Origin of the sequence: Streptomyces sp. NPDC012510 (assembly GCF_042955065.1) — a bacterium.
GTDB lineage: Bacteria > Actinomycetota > Actinomycetes > Streptomycetales > Streptomycetaceae > Streptomyces.
In genome coordinates, this window is record NZ_JBIBEN010000006.1 from 471,171 (window position 1) to 488,427 (window position 17,257).

The window sequence follows — 17,257 nt, forward strand, 5'->3', positions numbered from 1 at the left end:
GGGAGTTCACGGTGGTGTGGGGAGCGCCGCCGTGACAACCGGGGGGATACGACCGTCGCGGCCACGGGGGACACGGGGTCGCGGCGGGAACACGGGGGAAGCGGGACTGGAGGGCCGGGGGGTCCGTCCGGTCCCGCTTTCGCGTGTGGCTTCAGGCCGTCGCCCCGGCCGCATGACCCGCGCCCGCCGCGGCCAGCCGCCCCAGCGCCTCACCCTTGTCGCACGGATGGGCGCCCAACTCCGTCTGACGGGCCACGATCGAACGCTCCAGACGCATCAGCCGCCAGCCGCGCCGCAGCAGGAAGGGCACCGACTTGCGGCCCTCCTTCAGATCGCGCAGGAAACGGCGGCGGAAGGTCGTCACCGGACCCCGCGTCAGGCACAGCGCGTCGGCCAGGACGCCGAGTTCACGGCAGCGCGACACGATCTCGGCGGCGAAGACGCCCTCCGCGATGAACACCGTGGTCGGCTCGACGCGCAGGGTCTCGGCGCCGGTGCGCGCGCTGAGGGAGATGTCGTACGTCGGGACGGTCGTACGGCCCGTGCGGCACAGCTCCTCGATCGCCGCGACGGCGGTGTCCGCGTCCCACGACAGCGGGTGGTCCCAGTCGATGTCCGTGCTGCCCTCCACCAGCGGCAGCGTCGGGTCGTCGCCCTCCTTGTAGAAGTCGTCGAGCCGCAGCACGGGCAGGCCGGAGCGGGCGGCGAGGAGGGACTTGCCCGAGCCGGACGGACCGGACAGCAGGACGACCCGGGTCGGTATCGAAGGATGCGGGAGATGCGAACTCACGAGAGTCCAGTGTGAGGCATCACGCGGCCCCCGCCGAGACGGCGGTCGCTCTTGGAGCACACATCACACCTCAACTACCGTACGTGTCTCCATGCTTACTTTCCGAAGTGACGGAACTGCACAGGAGAAGGCGGCCCCACTGATGGCTCGACACTCGGCATCCCAGAACTCCACCGCCCGGCGCGCGTTGCTGGCCCTCACCACCGTGGGGGTCGCGCTCGGTGCGGGCGCCGGCACGGCGGCGGCGGACGACGCCGCCCCCATCGGGGAGCTGCACACCCGCCCCACCACGCTCGGCGATATCGACCCCCAGGCGGGCCTGCAGGCGCTCACCGGGGTCGTCGGCTACGCCACCGGCCCGGTCGCCGGTCTCAAGCCCAACCCCCTCGCGGGCACGGGCGTCGACCCCCTGGACAACGGCGTGGGCACGCAGCTCGCCGACTTCCAGCCGCTCACTTCGCAGGCGCTGACGAGGCCGGTGGCGCAGGCGCCGTCGATCGGGAGCATTCCGGTGCTGGGTCAGGTGGTGGGTGGTCTGCAGGGCTGACGGGCGCAGGGCGGGGGCGCCCGGGAACAGCGGTGCGCCGGGACGGTGCACACACCGTCCATGGCTGGTCGCACGGTTCCCCGGCGCCCCGCAGGGGCCGCTCCTCAGTAAGCCGAACCCGACGCGCCCAGCGACCCGGTCGGGTGCCACACCGTCTTCGTCTCCAGGAACGCCGTCATACGGTCGATGCCGGGGGACGCCGACCAGTCGTCCACAGGCTGTGGACGCAGGACCCGCTTCAGATTGTCGGCCGCGGCGATCTCCAGCTCCTTGGCCAGGATTTCGTCCGCGCCGGCCAGGTCGATCGCGTTGACGTCCTGGTGGGCGGCGAGCGGCGCCGCGATCTCCGCCGTACGGCCGGAGAGGACGTTGACCACGCCGCCGGGGACGTCGGAGGTGGCGAGGACCTCGCCGAGGGAGAGGGCCGGGAGGGGGGACTTCTCGCTCGCGATCACGACCGCCGTGTTGCCCGTGGCGATCACCGGGGCGAGGACCGAGACCAGGCCCAGGAAGGACGAGTCCTGGGGGGCCAGGACCGCGACCACGCCCGTCGGCTCGGGGGATGAGAGGTTGAAGTACGGGCCCGCGACCGGGTTTCCGCCGCCGACCACCTGGGCGATCTTGTCGGTCCAGCCCGCGTACCAGACCCAGCGGTCGATCGTCGCCTCCACCTGGGCGGCGGCCTTCGACTTCGACAGGCCCTCGGCGTCGGCGACCTCGTGGACGAACTGTCCCTTGCGGCCCTCCAGCATCTCCGCGACGCGGTAGAGGACCTGGCCGCGGTTGTACGCCGTCGCGCCGGACCAGGCGCCGAACGCCTTGCGGGCGGCGACGACCGCGTCACGGGCGTCCTTGCGGGAGGAGAGGGGCGCGTTGGCCAGCCACTTGCCCTTTGCGTCGGTCACCTCGTACACCCGGCCGCTCTCGGAACGCGGGAACTTCCCGCCGACGTACAGCTTGTAGGTCTTGAAGACGCTCAGACGGTGCTGCTCGGTCTTGTCGGTCTTGTCAGACATCGAGGTACGCCTCCAGGCCGTGGCGGCCGCCCTCGCGACCGAAGCCAGACTCCTTGTAGCCGCCGAACGGCGAGGTCGGGTCGAACTTGTTGAACGTGTTGGACCAGACGACGCCCGCGCGGAGCTTGTTCGCGACGGCCAGGATCCGGGAGCCCTTCTCGGTCCAGATGCCCGCCGAGAGGCCGTACTGGGTGTTGTTGGCCTTCGCGACGGCCTCGTCCGGGGTGCGGAAGGTGAGGACGGAGAGGACCGGGCCGAAGATCTCGTCGCGGGCGATGGTGTGTGCCTGGGTGACGTTCGTGAAGAGCGTCGGGGCGAACCAGTAGCCGGAGGTGGGCAGTTCGCAGGCCGGGGACCAGCGCTCGGCGCCCTCCGACTCGCCGCGCTCGACGAGCGAGGTGATGCGGGTGAGCTGCTCCTCGGAGTTGATCGCGCCGATGTCCGTGTTCTTGTCCAGCGGATCACCCAGGCGGAGGGTGGACAGGCGGCGCTTGAGGGAGTCGAGCAGCTCGTCCTGGATCGACTCCTGGACCAGGAGCCGGGAGCCCGCGCAGCACACCTGGCCCTGGTTGAAGAAGATGCCGTTCACGATGCCCTCGACGGCCTGGTCGATCGGGGCGTCGTCGAAGACGATGTTGGCGCCCTTGCCGCCCAGTTCGAGCGTCAGCTTCTTGCGGGTGCCCGCGACCGTCTTCGCGATCTGCTTGCCGACGGCCGTGGAGCCGGTGAAGGCGACCTTGTTCACGTCCGGGTGCGCGACCAGGGCCGCGCCCGTGTCGCCGTATCCGGGGAGGATGTTGACGACGCCCTTCGGCAGGCCCGCCTGGCGGCATACGTCCGCGAAGAACAGCGCCGAGAGGGGGGTGGTCTCCGCCGGCTTCAGGACGACCGTGTTGCCGGTCGCGAGGGCCGGGGCGATCTTCCAGGCGAGCATGAGGAGCGGGAAGTTCCAGGGGATGACCTGGCCGGCCACGCCGAGCGGCCTGGGGTTCGCGCCGAAGCCGGCGTGGTCGAGCTTGTCGGCCCAGCCCGCGTAGTAGAAGAAGTGCGCGGCGACCAGGGGGAGGTCGGCGTCGCGGGTCTCCTTGATGGGCTTGCCGTTGTCGAGGGTTTCGAGGACGGCCAGCTCGCGGGAGCGCTCCTGGACGATGCGGGCGATGCGGAACAGGTACTTCGCGCGCTCGGTGCCCGGGAGCGCGGACCACTTCTCGAAGGCCCTGCGGGCCGCCTTCACCGCGCGGTCCACGTCCGCCTCGCCCGCCTGGGCGATCTCGGAGAGGACCTCCTCGGAGGCGGGGCTGACCGTCTTGAAGACCTTGCCGTCGGCGGCCTCGGTGAACTCGCCGTCGATGAAAAGGCCGTACGAGGGAGCGATGTCGACGATCGCCCGGGACTCGGGGGCCGGTGCGTAGTCGAATGCGGAAGCCATGGTGATCAGTCCACCGTCACGTAGTCGGGGCCGGAGTAGCGGCCGGTGGCCAGCTTCTGACGCTGCATCAGCAGGTCGTTCAGGAGCGAGGACGCGCCGAAGCGGAACCAGTGGTTGTCCAGCCAGTCCTCGCCGGCGGTCTCGTTGACCAGGACCAGGAACTTGATCGCGTCCTTGGTGGTGCGGATGCCGCCTGCTGGCTTCACGCCGACCTGGACGCCGGTTTGGGCGCGGAAGTCGCGGACGGCCTCCAGCATGAGGAGGGTGTTGGCGGGTGTCGCGTTGACCGCGACCTTGCCGGTCGAGGTCTTGATGAAGTCCGCGCCCGCGAGCATGCCGAGCCAACTGGCGCGGCGGATGTTGTCGTACGTCGAGAGTTCACCGGTCTCGAAGATGACCTTGAGGCGGGCCGCCGTTCCGCAGGCCTCCTTCACGGCGACGATCTCTTCGTGCACCTTCATGTAGTCGCCGGAGAGGAACGCGCCGCGGTCGATGACCATGTCGATCTCGTCGGCGCCGGCGGCGACGGCCTCACGGACGTCCGCCAGCTTCACGGTGAGGGGGGCGCGGCCCGCCGGGAAGGCGGTGGCGACCGAGGCGACCTTGACCGAGGAGCCGGCCACGGCCGCCTTGGCGGTGGCCACCATGTCGGGGTAGACGCAGACCGCGGCCGTGGCGGGGGTGGTGCGGTCGGTGGGGTCGGGGAGGACCGCCTTGGCGCCGAGGGACCGGACCTTGCCCGGGGTGTCCGCGCCCTCCAGGGTCGTCAGGTCGACCATGGAGATGGCCAGGTCGATGGCGTAGGCCTTGGCGGTCGTCTTGATGGAACGGGTGCCGAGGGAGGCGGCGCGCGCCTCCAGGCCGACCGGGTCGACGCCGGGCAGCCCGTGGAGGAAGCGGCGCAGCGTGCTGTCGGACGCGGTGACGTCGGCGAGAGCGTGGGGTGCAGCTGTGGACATGGTCACCAGACGAGCATATCTACGCGCGTAGCGGGTGTACAGCCCTCGAATTCATGACCCGGGGTGCTGGTGGTGCCCCCGGTGCGGGTGGTGCGGGTGGTGCGGGTGGTGCGGGTGGGGTGCGACCGGTCGCGGCCCACCCGCCCCACCCGCGCGCGGCCGGTCGCGGCCACGCGGCGGAGGCGCACGCGACATGGCCCGCTCCCCTTCCGGCGCCACCTCGACGGCGAGGCGCTCGGGGCGTCGGGCAGAATCGGACGTATGAGCACCTCGGATCAGTCGTCGCCCCAGTCGGAGCATCCGCCGACGGGCCGGAAGCGTGCGGAGGCGGTGACGGCTTCGGAGACCCCGGAGGCCGGGCGCGCTTCCGGGACCCCGGAGGACGGGCAGGCTTCCGGGACGCCGGAGGCCGGGCAGGCCCCCGGGGCCACGGCGGCCGCCACGCCGAAGCCCGGCGAGCCCAAGCCCGTGTACAAGGATCGGGCGTACCGCTCGCCCGCCGGGCTGGTGGGCGGGGTGCTGCTGCTGGGGCTGTCCGTGTGGCTCGGCGGGGACGCTGTGCTGTCGGGGCAGGGGCGTACGCCCTGGCTGGCGCTGGCCTCGCTGTTGGTGGCGGTGCCGTTGGTGGCGGCCTTCTCGGTACGGCCGGCGGTGTTCGCCAACGACGATCGGCTGCGCGTGCGCAATCCGTTCCGGGTGATCGAACTGCCGTGGGCGAGTGTCGCGTCGCTGCGGTCCGGTTACACCAACGAGGTGATCGACGAGGACGGCACGAAGTACCAGCTCTGGGCCATTCCCGTCTCTCTGCGGGGCCGGAAGAAGGCGGCTCGTCACCAGGCCCGGGAGGCCCATCGGGCGGCGAAGGGCGATGGTGGCGGTCGTACGTCCCCGGACGGGCGGCCCGTGCGGGCCGAGACCGACCAGATCATGGCCGACCTGCGGGAACTGTGCGAGGCGCGGGCGAAGGCGGCCACATCACAAGGGACGCCGAGTGTGCGGTGGGCCTGGGAGATCATGGGGCCCGCGGTGGCGGGCGCCGTGCTGCTGCTGGTCCTGATCGCCGTCGGCTGAGCGTGATGCCGCTCCCCGGGGGCGGTTCGAGTTTGAGGGCTTTCCCGGATCCGGGCCGTACGGTCGTACGAACGACGACCACCGTGGCAGTCCGAGTGTCTAGGTAGCGATGAGCACGAATCTCCAGTCCCCGGGGCAACCGTTGCGGCGGCTGCCCGAATCCACAGTGCCCGAGGGGTGCGCCGCCTGGAGCGAGGAGCAGGCGCGAGTGTGGACGCGGTCGCGGCCACCGGTGTGGGTGCCGGTGCGGACCCGCTCCGTACACCGTCTCGCCGTGGCCGTGGTCGGGCTGATGATCGGCTTCTGGCTGGTCCACTTCGCGGAGGTGCGGCCCGCCCTCGCCGCGATGGTGCCGCTGCAGGCGGTGTGGGTCCTGGTGCGGCCCGAGATCGTCCGGGTCTCCTCGCCCCTGCTGACCCTTGTCATGGCCTGGTACGGCGACGGTCACGACCCAGCGCTCGTCATCGGCCTCCTCGCCGTGAACACCACCTGGGCGATGGCCGAGTTCCGGCTCAGCGGCGGCCGTACGCAGAAGCGGTGGGCCCTGGCGGCCTCGCAGGGCGTGACGGCCGCCCTCCCGGACGGAGTGGGGCCGCTGCGGCGCGGGCGGTTCCTCATCGCACTGGGCCTGGTGCTGGCGGCCGTAGGGGGCCTGTTCGTCCACTTCGCGTCCGGCTGGCCCGCCGCCGGGGACCGGCGCGAAGGCATGCTGATCGGCTGGTTCGTGGTCGGGTGCGGATTCACCGCGCTGCTCTCCGGGTGGTTCGGCCGGCGGCGGGCCGCCGAGCTGCGCCGGGGGCCCGTCCCCGTGCTCCGTGTGCTCATGCGGGACGGCACCGACGGTGACGTCGAGATCTTCGCCGCCGACGACCTGGACGCGCTGCGGCCGGTGTTCACCGTCTCCGCCGAGGAGTGGTACGAGGACGAGGACGGGGACGACGAGGACGAGGACGGGGACGACCAGGACGACCGCGAACCCGGCGACGAGGAGACCGATGTCCTGTTCGACGCGATCGAGAACGGCGCGGGGGACGACGAGCAGCCCGGCGTATTGCGCGAGGCCGTTCTGTACGGGACGCCTTACGACGGCGGCGAGGTCGTGATCGTCAGCGCGCCCGAGGACGAGGACGAGGAGCCGGATCTGCTGGATCTGCCGGATCAGCAGGCGCAGCAGGGGGCCGGGAGCGCCGAGATCGTCGTGGAGGCCTCCATAGGGCCGGTGCGGCCCTTGTCCGACAGGGCCGTGCGGAACCGGATCGCCGCCCAGAAGGCGCGGGCCCGCCGGAACGCCGCCCTCGCCGACCGGCGGGAGGCCGCAGCGCTCCTGACCGCCGAGCGGCTGGGCTCGGGGGCGGTACGGCGGTGGCGGGCCGGGTGGCTCGACCGGACCGTGTGTCTGCTGGCCGTGCTGTGTGCCGCCGTGCTGGTGCTGAGCGAGGGCGGCGGGTGGCGGTACGTCCCGGGCGCCGTGGTCGGGCTCATCGGGGCGGCGCTGCTGCCGGGCATGGCCGCGTGGCGGATCACCGCCGACCGGGACGGGCTCTGGTTCAACGGGGCCCTGGGAACGCGGCATGTCGAGTGGGACCACCTGATGACCGTGAAGTGCGAGGGCGGCGAACTGACGGTGGACAGCCGACGGTCGCGTTTCGGGGGCGCGTGGACGGCGCACGCGCCCCGCTGGGCCCGGCTGGAGCGGCGCTTCGGGCTGATCCACCCGTACGAGAAGGTCGCCGCCGAGATCACGGCCATGTGGCGGGACCCCGCGCTGCGCCCCACCGGGACGAGCCCCGAGCGGGGGCGGGGCATGGCGTTGTGGCCGCTGAGTGTGGTGCTGGGTGTGGTGTGGGTGGCGGCGTTGCTGTTCGTGCCGTAGAGGGCCGAAGGGCAGGGGCAGGGACGTGGGGAAGCCCCCGGCGCGATGTGGCCGAGGGCTTCGTCGTGGGTGCTCCGCGAGGGCGGGTCAGATGCCCGCTGCCGCCGAGAGGTCCTGCTTGATCTTCGCCAGCAGGTCCGCCGCCTTGACACGGGCGGCGGGGAGGCCGGCGTGTTCGGCCACCGGGACGACCACCTCCAGGTAGCACTTGAGCTTGGGCTCGGTGCCGCTGGGGCGGACGATCACACGGGCGCCGTCGAGGGTGTAGCGGAGGCCGTCCGTGGGCGGGAGCTTGTCCGTGCCCCGGGTGAGGTCCTCGGCCTTGGTGATGGTCAGGCCCGCGAGGGCGGTCGGCGGCTGCTCGCGGAGCCGCTCCATGGCGCGGGCGATGACCGACAGGTCCTCGACACGGACCGAGAGCTGGTCGGTGGCGTGCAGGCCGTGCTCCACGGCGATGTCGTCCAGGAGGTCGAGGAGGGTGCGGCCCTCCTCCTTCAGCCGCGAGGCCAGCTCGGTGACGAGGAGGGCCGCCGTGATGCCGTCCTTGTCGCGTACGCCCTCGGGGTCGACGCAGTAGCCGAGGGCCTCCTCGTAGCCGTAGCGCAGACCCTCCACACGGGCGATCCACTTGAAGCCGGTGAGGGTCTCCTCGTAGGGGAGGCCCGCCTTCACGGCGATACGGCCGAGGAGGGAGGAGGAGACGATCGACTCGGCGAAGGTGCCCTGGACGCCGCGCCGGACCAGGTGGGTGGCGAGCAGCACGCCGACCTCGTCGCCGCGCAGCATCCGCCAGTCGGCGCCCTCCCTGACCGCCACGGCACAGCGGTCGGCGTCCGGGTCGTTGGCGACGATCAGGTCGGGGTCGGTCTCGCGGGCCTTCGCGAAGGCCAGGTCCATCGCGCCGGGCTCTTCCGGGTTGGGGAAGGCGACGGTCGGGAAGTCGGGGTCCGGCTCGGCCTGCTCGGTGACGAGGACCGGCTCGGGGAAGCCGGCCCGGGCGAAGGCGGCGAGGAGGGTGTCCCTGCCGACGCCGTGCATGGCCGTGTAGACGGTGCGCGCGGTGCGGGGGGAGCCGGGGGCGAGGACCGCGTCCGTACGCGCCAGATAGGCGTCCAGGACGCTGTCGTCGAGGGTGTCCCAGCCGGCGTCGGGGCGGGGTACGTCGTCGAGGGACCGTACGGCGTCGATCTCGGCCGCGATCCCGGCGTCGGCCGGGGGCACGATCTGGGAGCCGTCGCCCAGGTAGACCTTGTAGCCGTTGTCGCGGGGCGGGTTGTGGCTGGCCGTGACCTCCACGCCGGCCACCGCGCCCAGGTGCCTTATGGCGAAGGCCAGGACGGGCGTGGGCAGCGGGCGGGGGAGGACGGCCGCGCGCAGGCCCGCGCCGGTCATCACGGCGGCCGTGTCGCGGGCGAAGTCGGCGGACTTGTGGCGGGCGTCGTAGCCGATGACGACGAGGCCGCCGGTGGCCCCCCGCTTGTTCAGGTACGCGGCGAGGCCGGCGGCGGCGCGGATGACGACCGAGCGGTTCATGCGCATGGGGCCGGCGCCGAGTTCGCCTCGGAGGCCGGCCGTGCCGAACTGGAGGGTGCCGGAGAAGCGGGTGGTCAGTTCCGCCGTGTCCGCCGCGTCGATCAGCCTGCCGAGTTCGTCCCGGGTCTCCGGGTCGGGGTCCTCGGCCAGCCACGCCTTGGCGCGGGCGATCAGGTCGTCGTGCACGGGGGTCAACCTCTCGTTCTTTGTTTGTGTCGTCGGTTCGATTGTGCTCGCCCCCGCCGCCCCTACCCGTCCCGTCCCCAGGGGCTGCCGCCCCTTCGACCCCGCTCCCGTGGGTTCTACGGGTGCGGGTGCGGGTGCGGGTGCGTGGGGGTTCTCGCGCAGTTCCCCGCGCCCCTGAAGGACCAGGCTCCTGCGGGTCTGAAGGATCAGGCTTCTGAGCCCCTGGAGGATCAGGCCCTGCAGGTCTGAAGGATCAGGCCCCTGCGCCCCCGAAGGATCAGGCCCCCGCGCGCCTGAAGGACCAGGCTCCTGCGGGTCCGAAGGGCAGGCTCCTGCGGGCCTGGAAGGCACGGGGCCGGGGCCGAAAGGCAGGGGGCGCAGCCCTTGCCTTTTCAGGGGCGCGGGGAACTGCGCGAGCAACCCCCACCGGCCCCGCAGCCTGAGAACGCGCCCCCGGCGGAGCCCCCTGTTACAGCCGGTTCAGGACCCGTGTCAGCAGCGCGCCCATGCGGGTCGCCGAGTCGCGGCCCGCCTGGAGGACCTCTTCGTGGTTGAGGGGCTCGCCCGTCATACCGGCCGCCAGGTTGGTGACCAGGGAGATACCCAGAACCTCCGCACCCGCCTCGCGCGCGGCGATCGCTTCGAGGACCGTGGACATACCGACGAGGTCCGCGCCGATGACGCGGGCCATGCGGATCTCCGCCGGGGTCTCGTAGTGCGGCCCGGTGAACTGGGCGTAGACGCCCTCCTCGAGCGAGGGGTCGACCTCCTTGCAGAGGGCGCGCAGACGCGGGGAGTAGAGGTCGGTCAGGTCGACGAAGTTGGCGCCGACGATCGGCGACGCGGCCGTCAGGTTCAGGTGGTCGCTGATCAGGACCGGCTGGCCGGGGCGCATGCCCTCGCGGACACCACCGCAGCCGTTGGTCAGGACGATCGTCTTGACGCCGGCGGCGACGGCGGTGCGAACGCCGTGCGCGACGGCGGCGACGCCGCGGCCCTCGTAGTAGTGGGTGCGGCCCAGGAAGACGAGAGCGCGCTTGTCACCGATCTTGTACGAGCGGATCTTGCCGCCGTGGCCCTCGACCGCCGGCGGCGGGAACCCGGGCAGCTCGGTGACCTGGAACTCCGCCTCGGGAGCGCCGAGGGCGTCCACGGCCGGGGCCCAGCCGGAGCCCATCACGAGGGCGACGTCGTGGGTCTCGGCACCCGTCAGCTCGCGCAGGCGCGCGGCCGCGGCGTCGGCGGCGGCGTACGGGTCGGCCTGGATGTCGTCCGGAAGAAGAGATGCGTTCACGCGACGAGGGTATCCGGTTCGGGCCTACGCGCGTAGATGACGGGGCGCACGGGATCGGGATCGTTGTCTTGTCGTTTCCAAGCGATGCCGCGCGGGTCGGCAGGGTGATGTCCCAGGGCCCTTTCAGCACGGTCGCTTGCGCAGTTCCATCACGTAGTCGTGCGGTGCGCCCGCGGACTCTGCGGCGTCGGCGATCTCCCCGAGGTAGCGCGCCGACGGCAGACCGCCCTCGTAACCGTTGAGGACGTACACCCAGGCCGGTTCCTCGCCCTCCAAGGTGTGTACGCGGACCCGCATCCGGCGGTATATGTCCAGGCCCACGCCGACCCAGCGGTCCATCGCGTCCTCGTCCATGGGGGCGATGTCGTACAGCGCCACGAAGACCTGGGAGCGCGGGGCCTCGACGACCGTGGCCAGCGCGCCCTCCCAGCCCATGTGCTCACCGCCGAAGGTCAGCCGCCAGTCGTCGAGCCAGCCGGTCGCGCGCAGCGGTGAGTGGGGGGCGCGGCGGGACATCAGGCGCGAGTCCATGTTGCCGGCGTAGGCGGCGTAGAGCGACATGGGGGAGAGAGTACGGGAGCGCTCCGCTCGGGGCCGGGTGGCTGACGGCCGGGGGCGGCCGCGGTGTGGCGGGTGCGGGGACTCGTGCCGGTCGCGCCGCGCGGCGGGGCCGCAGATGTCACGGCCCCGCGTCCCTCACATGGCGTTCCGACCCCGACGCGGTGGCCCGGGCCGTCGTACAGGACAATGGAGTACGTGACTCGGATCGTGATCATCGGTGGCGGACCCGGCGGATACGAAGCGGCGCTGGTGGCCGCGCAGCTCGGTGCGGAGGTGACCGTCGTGGACTGCGACGGTCTGGGCGGGGCGTCGGTGCTGACCGACTGCGTGCCGTCGAAGACCCTCATCGCGACGGCCGAGGTGATGACGACCTTCGACTCCTCGTACGAGGAGCTGGGGATCATCGTCGCCGACGACACCCCGCACATCGACACGCCCGCGCGTGTCGTCGGCGTGGACCTGGGCAAGGTCAACCGGCGTGTGAAGCGGCTCGCGCTGGCGCAGTCGCACGACATCACGGCGTCGGTGACGCGCGCCGGCGCGCGGGTCATGCGCGGGCGCGGCCGGCTGGAGGGCCAGCAGGACCTGGACGGGTCGCGGAAGGTCGTCGTGCGGGCCGCGGACGGGTCCGAGGAAACCCTGATCGCCGATGCCGTCCTCATCGCCACGGGCGGGCATCCGCGTGAGCTGCCCGACGCGCAGCCGGACGGCGAGCGGATCCTCAACTGGACGCAGGTCTACGACCTGGACGAGCTGCCCGACGAGCTGATCGTGGTGGGATCCGGTGTGACCGGTGCCGAGTTCGCCGGCGCCTATCAGGCGCTGGGATCGCACGTCACGCTCGTATCCAGCCGTGACCGTGTGCTGCCCGGTGAGGACCCGGACGCCGCGGCCGTCCTCGAGGACGTGTTCCGGCGGCGGGGCATGAACGTCATGGCGCGCTCCCGCGCCCAGTCCGCCAAGCGCGTCGGGGACCGGGTCGAGGTGACGCTCGCCGACGGGCGGGTCATCAGCGGCTCGCACTGTCTGATGGCCGTCGGCGCCATCCCCAACAGTGCCGGGATGGGGCTGGAGGAGGCCGGGGTCAAGGTCAAGGAGTCCGGGCACATCTGGACCGACAAGGTGTCGAGGACGACGGCTCCCGGCGTGTACGCCGCCGGCGACGTCACCGGTGTCTTCGCGCTCGCCTCCGTGGCCGCCATGCAGGGCCGTATCGCCATGTACCACTTCCTCGGTGACGCCGTGGCCCCACTGAACCTGAAGACCGTGTCGTCCAACGTCTTCACCGACCCCGAGATCGCCACCGTCGGCTACACCCAGGCCGACCTGAACGCCGGTGTCATCGACGCCGTCGGGGTGAAGCTGCCGCTGCTGCGCAACCCGCGCGCCAAGATGCAGGGCATCAGGGACGGCTTCGTCAAGATCTTCTGTCGGCCGGGCACCGGCATCGTGGTCGGCGGCGTCGTGGTCTCTCCGCGCGCGTCGGAACTGATCCATCCCATCTCGATCGCCGTCGACAACAACCTGACCGTCGAACAGATCGCGAAGGCCTTCACCGTGTACCCGTCTCTTTCGGGCTCGATCGCCGAGGTCGCGCGGCAGCTCCACACGCGCAAGTCCGCCGGCGGAGTCTGACGGGTCCTGTCGGGACCGCTCACCCGAGCGATTTCCGGATTCGCCCCGGATACGCCCCGGATTCGCCCCGGATCGGCCCGATCGAACACGGTGGGGGCTGGTCACGGGGCATTTTCGTGCATGTGTACGGCATGGTGGGCTCCGGAGTGCCATGGTTGGGCCCTATACCACTTCAAGCCCTGCCATGCGAACAACTTCTGCTATTCGGCGCAAACTGCTGAAAGCAGACGGTCACTGGCGTTACTGTCAGTTTCGTGTTCGCTGCAGAACGTCGTCAATTGATCCTCGAAATGGTGCGGGCCAATGGAGCCGTGTCGCTCCGTGAGCTCGCCCGCGTCGTCCAGACCTCCGAAGTGACCGTACGGCGGGACGTGCGCGCTCTGGAGGCAGAAGGACTCCTCGACCGCCGGCATGGCGGTGCGGTATTGCCGGGCGGGTTCACGCGGGAGTCCGGCTTTCCGCAGAAGTCTCATCTCGCGACCGCCGAGAAGACGGCCATCGCCGACCTCGCCGCGAGCCTCGTCGAAGAAGGCGAGGCCATCGTGGTCGGGGCGGGGACCACCACGCAGGAGCTGGCACGCCGGCTCGCGCGGGTCTCCGGGCTGACCGTCGTCACCAACTCCCTGTTGGTGGCTCAGGCGCTGGCCCACGCCAACCGGGTGGAGGTCGTGATGACCGGCGGCACCCTGCGCGGTTCCAACTACGCCCTGGTCGGCTCCGGCGCCGAGCAGTCCCTCCAGGGGCTGCGCGTCTCCAAGGCCTTCCTCTCCGGGAGCGGGCTGACCGCCGAGCGCGGCCTGTCCACGTCCAACATGCTGTCGGCGTCCGTCGACCGCGCGCTGGTCCAGGCCGCCGCCGAGGTCGTCGTCCTGGCCGATCACACCAAGCTCGGCACCGACACGATGTTCCAGACGGTGCCGACCGATGTGATCACCCGGCTGGTCACCGACGACCCGCCCGGCCACGACGACCGAGCCGTCCCCGAGCTGCAGGCCCTGGCCGATCAGGGTGTGCAGATCTCCGTGGCCGGGGCGTCGGGCGGTGGTGGTACGGGAAGCGAGCCCGCCCCGGCACGCCAGTCGCGCCGTGACGTGCCGCTTCCGGGACCCCGCCGCACTCAGGTGCACGGTTCCGCTCCGCAACTGCGCAGCGCGACCGCCCTGGGGGAGCAGCCTTCGGCGGGGGAGCGGGAGAGGGAGCGGGCGGCTCGGGTCGCGGATCTGCGCCGTCGGTAGGGCGCCGTCGCACGCCGTCGGTGGGGTGCCGTCGCACGCCGTCCGTGGGGCGCGTCGTCACACCGCTGACCGGGCGGGTTGCCGCGTCGCTGTGGGCTGCGCCGCCGGGCCGCCGACCCGCCGACGACTGCGTCGGGTGCTGCGCCGCCGGGCCGCTGGACCGCCGGTGGCGGAGTGGCTGGGTGGTGTCGCCGAGGCGCCGGTGAGCCGCGGCGGCTTGCCGGACTACGGCTTCAACCGCGGCGGCTTGCCGGTTACGGCTTAAGGCCGCGCAAGGTCAGTGTCAGCAGGCGGTCGGCCAGGTCCGGATCGTTCGGGGTCTCCCCGGCGGCCAACGCGATCGCGTGGGTGAGCTGGAGCAGGTCGCCGATGGACACGTCGTCGCGTACGGCCTGAGCCTGCTGCGCCCGCTCGAGGAGGGCGGTGCCCGCCTCACGGATGGGGGCGCAGCACCGGGCCAGGTCCGAGGTGTTCTCGGCCTCGGCGCGGGCGTCGGCGTACGAGACCGTCATCAAGGCCTGTGCGAGGCCGCGGTATTCGCCCGCGCGAGTGATGATGTCGCGCAGCCAGGTGACGAGTGCCGAACAGGGGTGGGCCGCGTCGAGTTGCTCTCGCGCTCGGGCCAGCAGGTCCCCCACGGCTTCCTCGAAGACCGCGCTCAACAACGCCTGACGATGGGGGAAGTGGCGGTAGAGGGTGCCGATGCCCACGTCCGCTCGGCGGGCGATGTCTTCGAGCGAGGCGGTCGTTCCGTGGGCCGCGAAAGCGAGGCGGGCCTCCGCGAGGAGGCGGTCGCGGTTGCGGCGGGCGTCGGCTCGCATGGGACGGGCCCCTGCGAAGTTCCCTGCGGGGACCTGGTGCGGGGTGGGGCTCACTGTGACGCTCACCTGCTCTCTCGCCGGGGGGTCCAGCCTAAGAACTCCTAACGAAATGATCTTCGAGGTGATTGGATCAGTCCAGGACTGGTGATCTGGGGGTGCGGGGTGGCGCGGCCGAAGCCGTGGGAAGTCGACGACGAGCTGTGGGCGGTGATCGAGCACCTGCTGCCCAAGGTGGAGCGCCGGACCCGGCATCCGGGACGCAAGCGGCATCCGGACCGGCTGGTGTTCCAGGGCATCCTGTTCGTGCTGCACACCGGAATCTCCTGGGAACACCTGCCGCAGGAACTCGGCTTCGGCTCGGGCATGACCTGCTGGCGCCGCCTGGCCGAATGGACCGAGGTCGGGGTGTGGCGCCGGCTGCACGAGGTCCTCCTCGCCAAGTTGCGCGGCGCGAACGCCCTGGACTTCTCCCGGGCGGCCGTCGACGGCTCCCACATCCGGGCGTTAAAAGGGGACCCAAGACCGGACGAAGTCCCGTCGACCGGGGCAGAACTGGCAGCAAACACCACCTGATCACCGACGCCACCGGCATCCCCCTCGCCGCCACCCTGACCGGCGGCAACCGCAACGACGTCACCCAGCTGATCCCGCTCCTCCAGGCCGTGCCGCCCGTGCGCGGCAAGCGGGGTCGGCCCCGGCGCCGCCCGGCCGTGGTGCTGGGCGACCGCGGCTACGACCACGACAAGTACCGCCGCCTCGTCTGGGACCTCGGCGTGAAGCCGCTGATCGCCCGCCGCGGCACCGAGCACGGCTCCGGCCTGGGCACCCAACGATGGGTCGTGGAACGCGCATTCGCCCACCTGCACTGGTTCCGCCGCCTGCGGATTCGCTGGGAGATCCGCGACGACATCCACGAAGCCTTCCTCACTCTCGGCTGCGCACTCATCTGCTGGCGACGGCTGCGCTCACTCTGAGGGGCACTGGGCGGCGGTGCATTCGGCTTCCTGGGCTGCCATGACCTCATCGCCATGCTCGAAGGCCCACGCTCCTACTGCGTCGATGGGCGCCAACAAAGTCCGGCCCAGGGCGGTGAGTTGGTAGTCAACGCGCGGTGGCGCTCCGGGGTGTGCCCGCCGCTCCACCAGTCCGTTGGACTGCAAGCGCCGCAGAGTCTCGGTGAGGACCTTGGAGCTGATCCCCCCGATCTGCTCGCGTAGTTCGACCGGACGTCTGGGACCGTCGCGCAAGGCCCAGAGCACCACGGCGTTCCAGGTGTTGGACAGGAGGTCGAAGGCCAGGCGAGCACGGCAGTCGGCGAGGAAAGCGTCGGTCGTCACGTACCAAATGGTGCCCGACAGGCCCTCTAGCGTCGTTGCGAATGGTCCAAGCAGGTCGTGGGAGGAAATGCGTGATGAGAATTGGCGTCTTGGGGACGGGCAACATGGCGGACGCGCTCGCCACCCACTGGGTCCGGGCCGGGCACGACGTGGCCGTCGGAGGACGGGACATGCACAAGGCGGAGCGACTCGCGACGCGACTCGGGGGCAGCGCGAAGCCTGTCAGCCTGCATGCGGCGGCCGAGTTCGGTCAGGTGGTGCTGGTCGCGCTGCCCTTCGGCGCAGGTACGAGTGTGGTGCGGGAACTACGAGCGGCCATGGACGGCAAGGTGCTGATCGACTGTTGCAATCCGGTCGGCCCGGGCTTCCGGCTGCTGACACAGAGCGGCCTCTCGGCCGCACAGCAACTGGCCGCGTCGGCACCAGGAACCCATGTGGTCAAGGCGTTCAATCTCTGCCACGAGGACGTGTGGCGTATGTCGCCGCCCATCTTCGACGGGCGCCGACTGGCCGTTCCGGTCTGCGGAGACGACGAAACGGCTCTCGCCCTCGTACACCAGTTGGTGCAGCATGTCGGCTGTGAACCCGTGGCTGGCGGCTCTCTCGAACGAGCCGGACTCCTGGAAGCGACCGCGGCACTCTTCATCGGGCTATGGATCGGCGAGGGAGCCGATGCCCAAGCCATCGCACCCCCGCTGGCCTATGCCGCCGGACCGAGAGGCGAGGAACCACAAACCACCGAAAAGGCTTTTCGTTAGGAGTTCTAAGAGCTCGGGTGATTGCGGACGTCGCGCGTGTGCCGGTCGATCGTGGCTTGTCGCGCGGTTACCCGCGCCCCTTTCGGGGCGCGGGTGCGCGGTGGAATCGTGCCGTGCGGGTCAGTCCTTGATCTCGCAGATTGACGCGCCGGAGGTGATGGAGGCGCCGACCTCGGCGGTCAGGCCCTTGATGGTGCCGGAGCGGTGGGCGT

The 17,257-nt window shown here is 71.3% G+C and carries 16 protein-coding genes; 7 read left to right on the forward strand and 9 right to left on the reverse strand.

What is annotated here, in order from left to right:
* Positions 1–151: 151 nt before the first annotated feature.
* Positions 152–790, reverse strand: a complete 639-nt coding sequence (locus ACFY9I_RS14750) for a uridine kinase (RefSeq protein ID WP_391001383.1) — start codon at positions 788–790, stop codon at positions 152–154.
* A 142-nt stretch (positions 791–932) separates the two neighbouring features.
* Between ACFY9I_RS14750 and ACFY9I_RS14755 the strand changes: the two genes are divergently transcribed.
* Positions 933–1,337 (forward strand): hypothetical protein, encoded by a 405-nt coding sequence (locus ACFY9I_RS14755; protein ID WP_391001385.1) that lies wholly within the window; start codon positions 933–935, stop codon positions 1,335–1,337.
* Positions 1,338–1,441: 104 nt separating this feature from the next.
* Here ACFY9I_RS14755 and ACFY9I_RS14760 read toward each other — a convergent pair whose 3' ends face one another.
* From ACFY9I_RS14760 to deoC, 3 genes are read right to left on the reverse strand one after another with little or no spacing between them, the layout of a single operon-like run.
* Positions 1,442–2,353, reverse strand: coding sequence for an aldehyde dehydrogenase family protein (locus ACFY9I_RS14760; protein ID WP_391001388.1), 912 nt, complete (start codon positions 2,351–2,353; stop codon positions 1,442–1,444).
* A complete protein-coding gene (locus ACFY9I_RS14765; protein WP_391001391.1) occupies positions 2,346–3,782 on the reverse strand; it encodes an aldehyde dehydrogenase family protein in 1,437 nt (478 codons plus the stop codon). Before ACFY9I_RS14765 ends, ACFY9I_RS14760 begins: the two co-directional genes overlap by 8 nt.
* Before the next feature lie 5 nt (positions 3,783–3,787).
* Complete coding sequence (gene deoC, locus ACFY9I_RS14770; protein WP_391001483.1) at positions 3,788–4,741, reverse strand: deoxyribose-phosphate aldolase; 954 nt, start codon at positions 4,739–4,741, stop codon at positions 3,788–3,790.
* 468 nt (positions 4,742–5,209) lie between these two features.
* Between deoC and ACFY9I_RS14775 the strand changes: the two genes are divergently transcribed.
* Both ACFY9I_RS14775 and ACFY9I_RS14780 read left to right on the forward strand, forming a co-directional pair.
* The gene (locus tag ACFY9I_RS14775) at positions 5,210–5,812 is read left to right on the forward strand and encodes a PH domain-containing protein (RefSeq protein WP_391001486.1); all 603 of its coding nucleotides are present in this window, start codon (positions 5,210–5,212) and stop codon (positions 5,810–5,812) included.
* 109 nt (positions 5,813–5,921) lie between these two features.
* Positions 5,922–7,685 (forward strand): hypothetical protein, encoded by a 1,764-nt coding sequence (locus ACFY9I_RS14780; RefSeq protein ID WP_391001394.1) that lies wholly within the window; start codon positions 5,922–5,924, stop codon positions 7,683–7,685.
* An 87-nt stretch (positions 7,686–7,772) separates the two neighbouring features.
* Here the strand turns inward: ACFY9I_RS14780 and ACFY9I_RS14785 are convergent, their stop codons facing one another.
* The 3 genes from ACFY9I_RS14785 to ACFY9I_RS14795 form a co-directional block, all read right to left on the reverse strand.
* Positions 7,773–9,404, reverse strand: coding sequence for a phospho-sugar mutase (locus tag ACFY9I_RS14785; protein ID WP_391001397.1), 1,632 nt, complete (start codon positions 9,402–9,404; stop codon positions 7,773–7,775).
* Positions 9,405–9,873: 469 nt separating this feature from the next.
* Positions 9,874–10,698, reverse strand: a complete 825-nt coding sequence (locus tag ACFY9I_RS14790; RefSeq protein ID WP_391001400.1) for a purine-nucleoside phosphorylase — start codon at positions 10,696–10,698, stop codon at positions 9,874–9,876.
* A 123-nt stretch (positions 10,699–10,821) separates the two neighbouring features.
* Positions 10,822–11,259, reverse strand: a complete 438-nt coding sequence (locus ACFY9I_RS14795; protein WP_391001403.1) for a gamma-glutamylcyclotransferase — start codon at positions 11,257–11,259, stop codon at positions 10,822–10,824.
* Between the two features lie 186 nt (positions 11,260–11,445).
* On the opposite strand from ACFY9I_RS14795, the gene ACFY9I_RS14800 reads away from it, so the two are divergent.
* Positions 11,446–12,894 (forward strand): NAD(P)H-quinone dehydrogenase, encoded by a 1,449-nt coding sequence (locus ACFY9I_RS14800; RefSeq protein ID WP_391001405.1) that lies wholly within the window; start codon positions 11,446–11,448, stop codon positions 12,892–12,894.
* 254 nt (positions 12,895–13,148) lie between these two features.
* Positions 13,149–14,129, forward strand: coding sequence for a DeoR family transcriptional regulator (locus tag ACFY9I_RS14805; protein ID WP_391001407.1), 981 nt, complete (start codon positions 13,149–13,151; stop codon positions 14,127–14,129).
* Positions 14,130–14,383: 254 nt separating this feature from the next.
* Here ACFY9I_RS14805 and ACFY9I_RS14810 read toward each other — a convergent pair whose 3' ends face one another.
* Positions 14,384–14,950, reverse strand: coding sequence for a TetR family transcriptional regulator (locus ACFY9I_RS14810; protein ID WP_391001410.1), 567 nt, complete (start codon positions 14,948–14,950; stop codon positions 14,384–14,386).
* 162 nt (positions 14,951–15,112) lie between these two features.
* Here ACFY9I_RS14810 and ACFY9I_RS14815 point away from each other — a divergent pair.
* A protein-coding gene (locus ACFY9I_RS14815) for an IS5 family transposase (RefSeq protein WP_391001412.1) occupies positions 15,113–15,924 on the forward strand; the annotation gives its coding sequence in 2 pieces (ribosomal slippage) (positions 15,113–15,455 and positions 15,455–15,924; 813 coding nt in all).
* On the opposite strand, the gene ACFY9I_RS14820 is transcribed toward ACFY9I_RS14815, so the two are convergent.
* Positions 15,916–16,287 carry a winged helix-turn-helix transcriptional regulator gene (locus ACFY9I_RS14820; protein ID WP_391001415.1) on the reverse strand — a complete coding sequence of 124 codons (372 nt, stop codon included), beginning with the start codon at positions 16,285–16,287 and terminating at the stop codon, positions 15,916–15,918. The two genes, ACFY9I_RS14815 and ACFY9I_RS14820, sit on opposite strands and share 9 nt — an antisense overlap.
* A 74-nt stretch (positions 16,288–16,361) precedes the next feature.
* Here ACFY9I_RS14820 and ACFY9I_RS14825 point away from each other — a divergent pair, with 74 nt between their 5' ends.
* Positions 16,362–17,045 (forward strand): NAD(P)-binding domain-containing protein, encoded by a 684-nt coding sequence (locus tag ACFY9I_RS14825; RefSeq protein ID WP_391001418.1) that lies wholly within the window; start codon positions 16,362–16,364, stop codon positions 17,043–17,045.
* Positions 17,046–17,257: the final 212 nt, after the last annotated feature.

Bases quoted from the DNA above. Each gene is read 5' to 3' on its own strand.
- deoC (WP_391001483.1), bottom strand. From the start codon at position 4,741: ATGTCCACAGCTGCACCCCACGCTCTCGCCGACGTCACCGCGTCCGAC.
- ACFY9I_RS14765 (WP_391001391.1), bottom strand. From the start codon at position 3,782: ATGGCTTCCGCATTCGACTACGCACCGGCCCCCGAGTCCCGGGCGATC.
- ACFY9I_RS14825 (WP_391001418.1), top strand. From the start codon at position 16,362: ATGAGAATTGGCGTCTTGGGGACGGGCAACATGGCGGACGCGCTCGCC.
- ACFY9I_RS14800 (WP_391001405.1), top strand. From the start codon at position 11,446: ATGGAGTACGTGACTCGGATCGTGATCATCGGTGGCGGACCCGGCGGA.
- ACFY9I_RS14755 (WP_391001385.1), top strand. From the start codon at position 933: ATGGCTCGACACTCGGCATCCCAGAACTCCACCGCCCGGCGCGCGTTG.
- ACFY9I_RS14810 (WP_391001410.1), bottom strand. From the start codon at position 14,950: ATGCGAGCCGACGCCCGCCGCAACCGCGACCGCCTCCTCGCGGAGGCC.
- ACFY9I_RS14780 (WP_391001394.1), top strand. From the start codon at position 5,922: ATGAGCACGAATCTCCAGTCCCCGGGGCAACCGTTGCGGCGGCTGCCC.
- ACFY9I_RS14795 (WP_391001403.1), bottom strand. From the start codon at position 11,259: ATGTCGCTCTACGCCGCCTACGCCGGCAACATGGACTCGCGCCTGATG.
- ACFY9I_RS14760 (WP_391001388.1), bottom strand. From the start codon at position 2,353: ATGTCTGACAAGACCGACAAGACCGAGCAGCACCGTCTGAGCGTCTTC.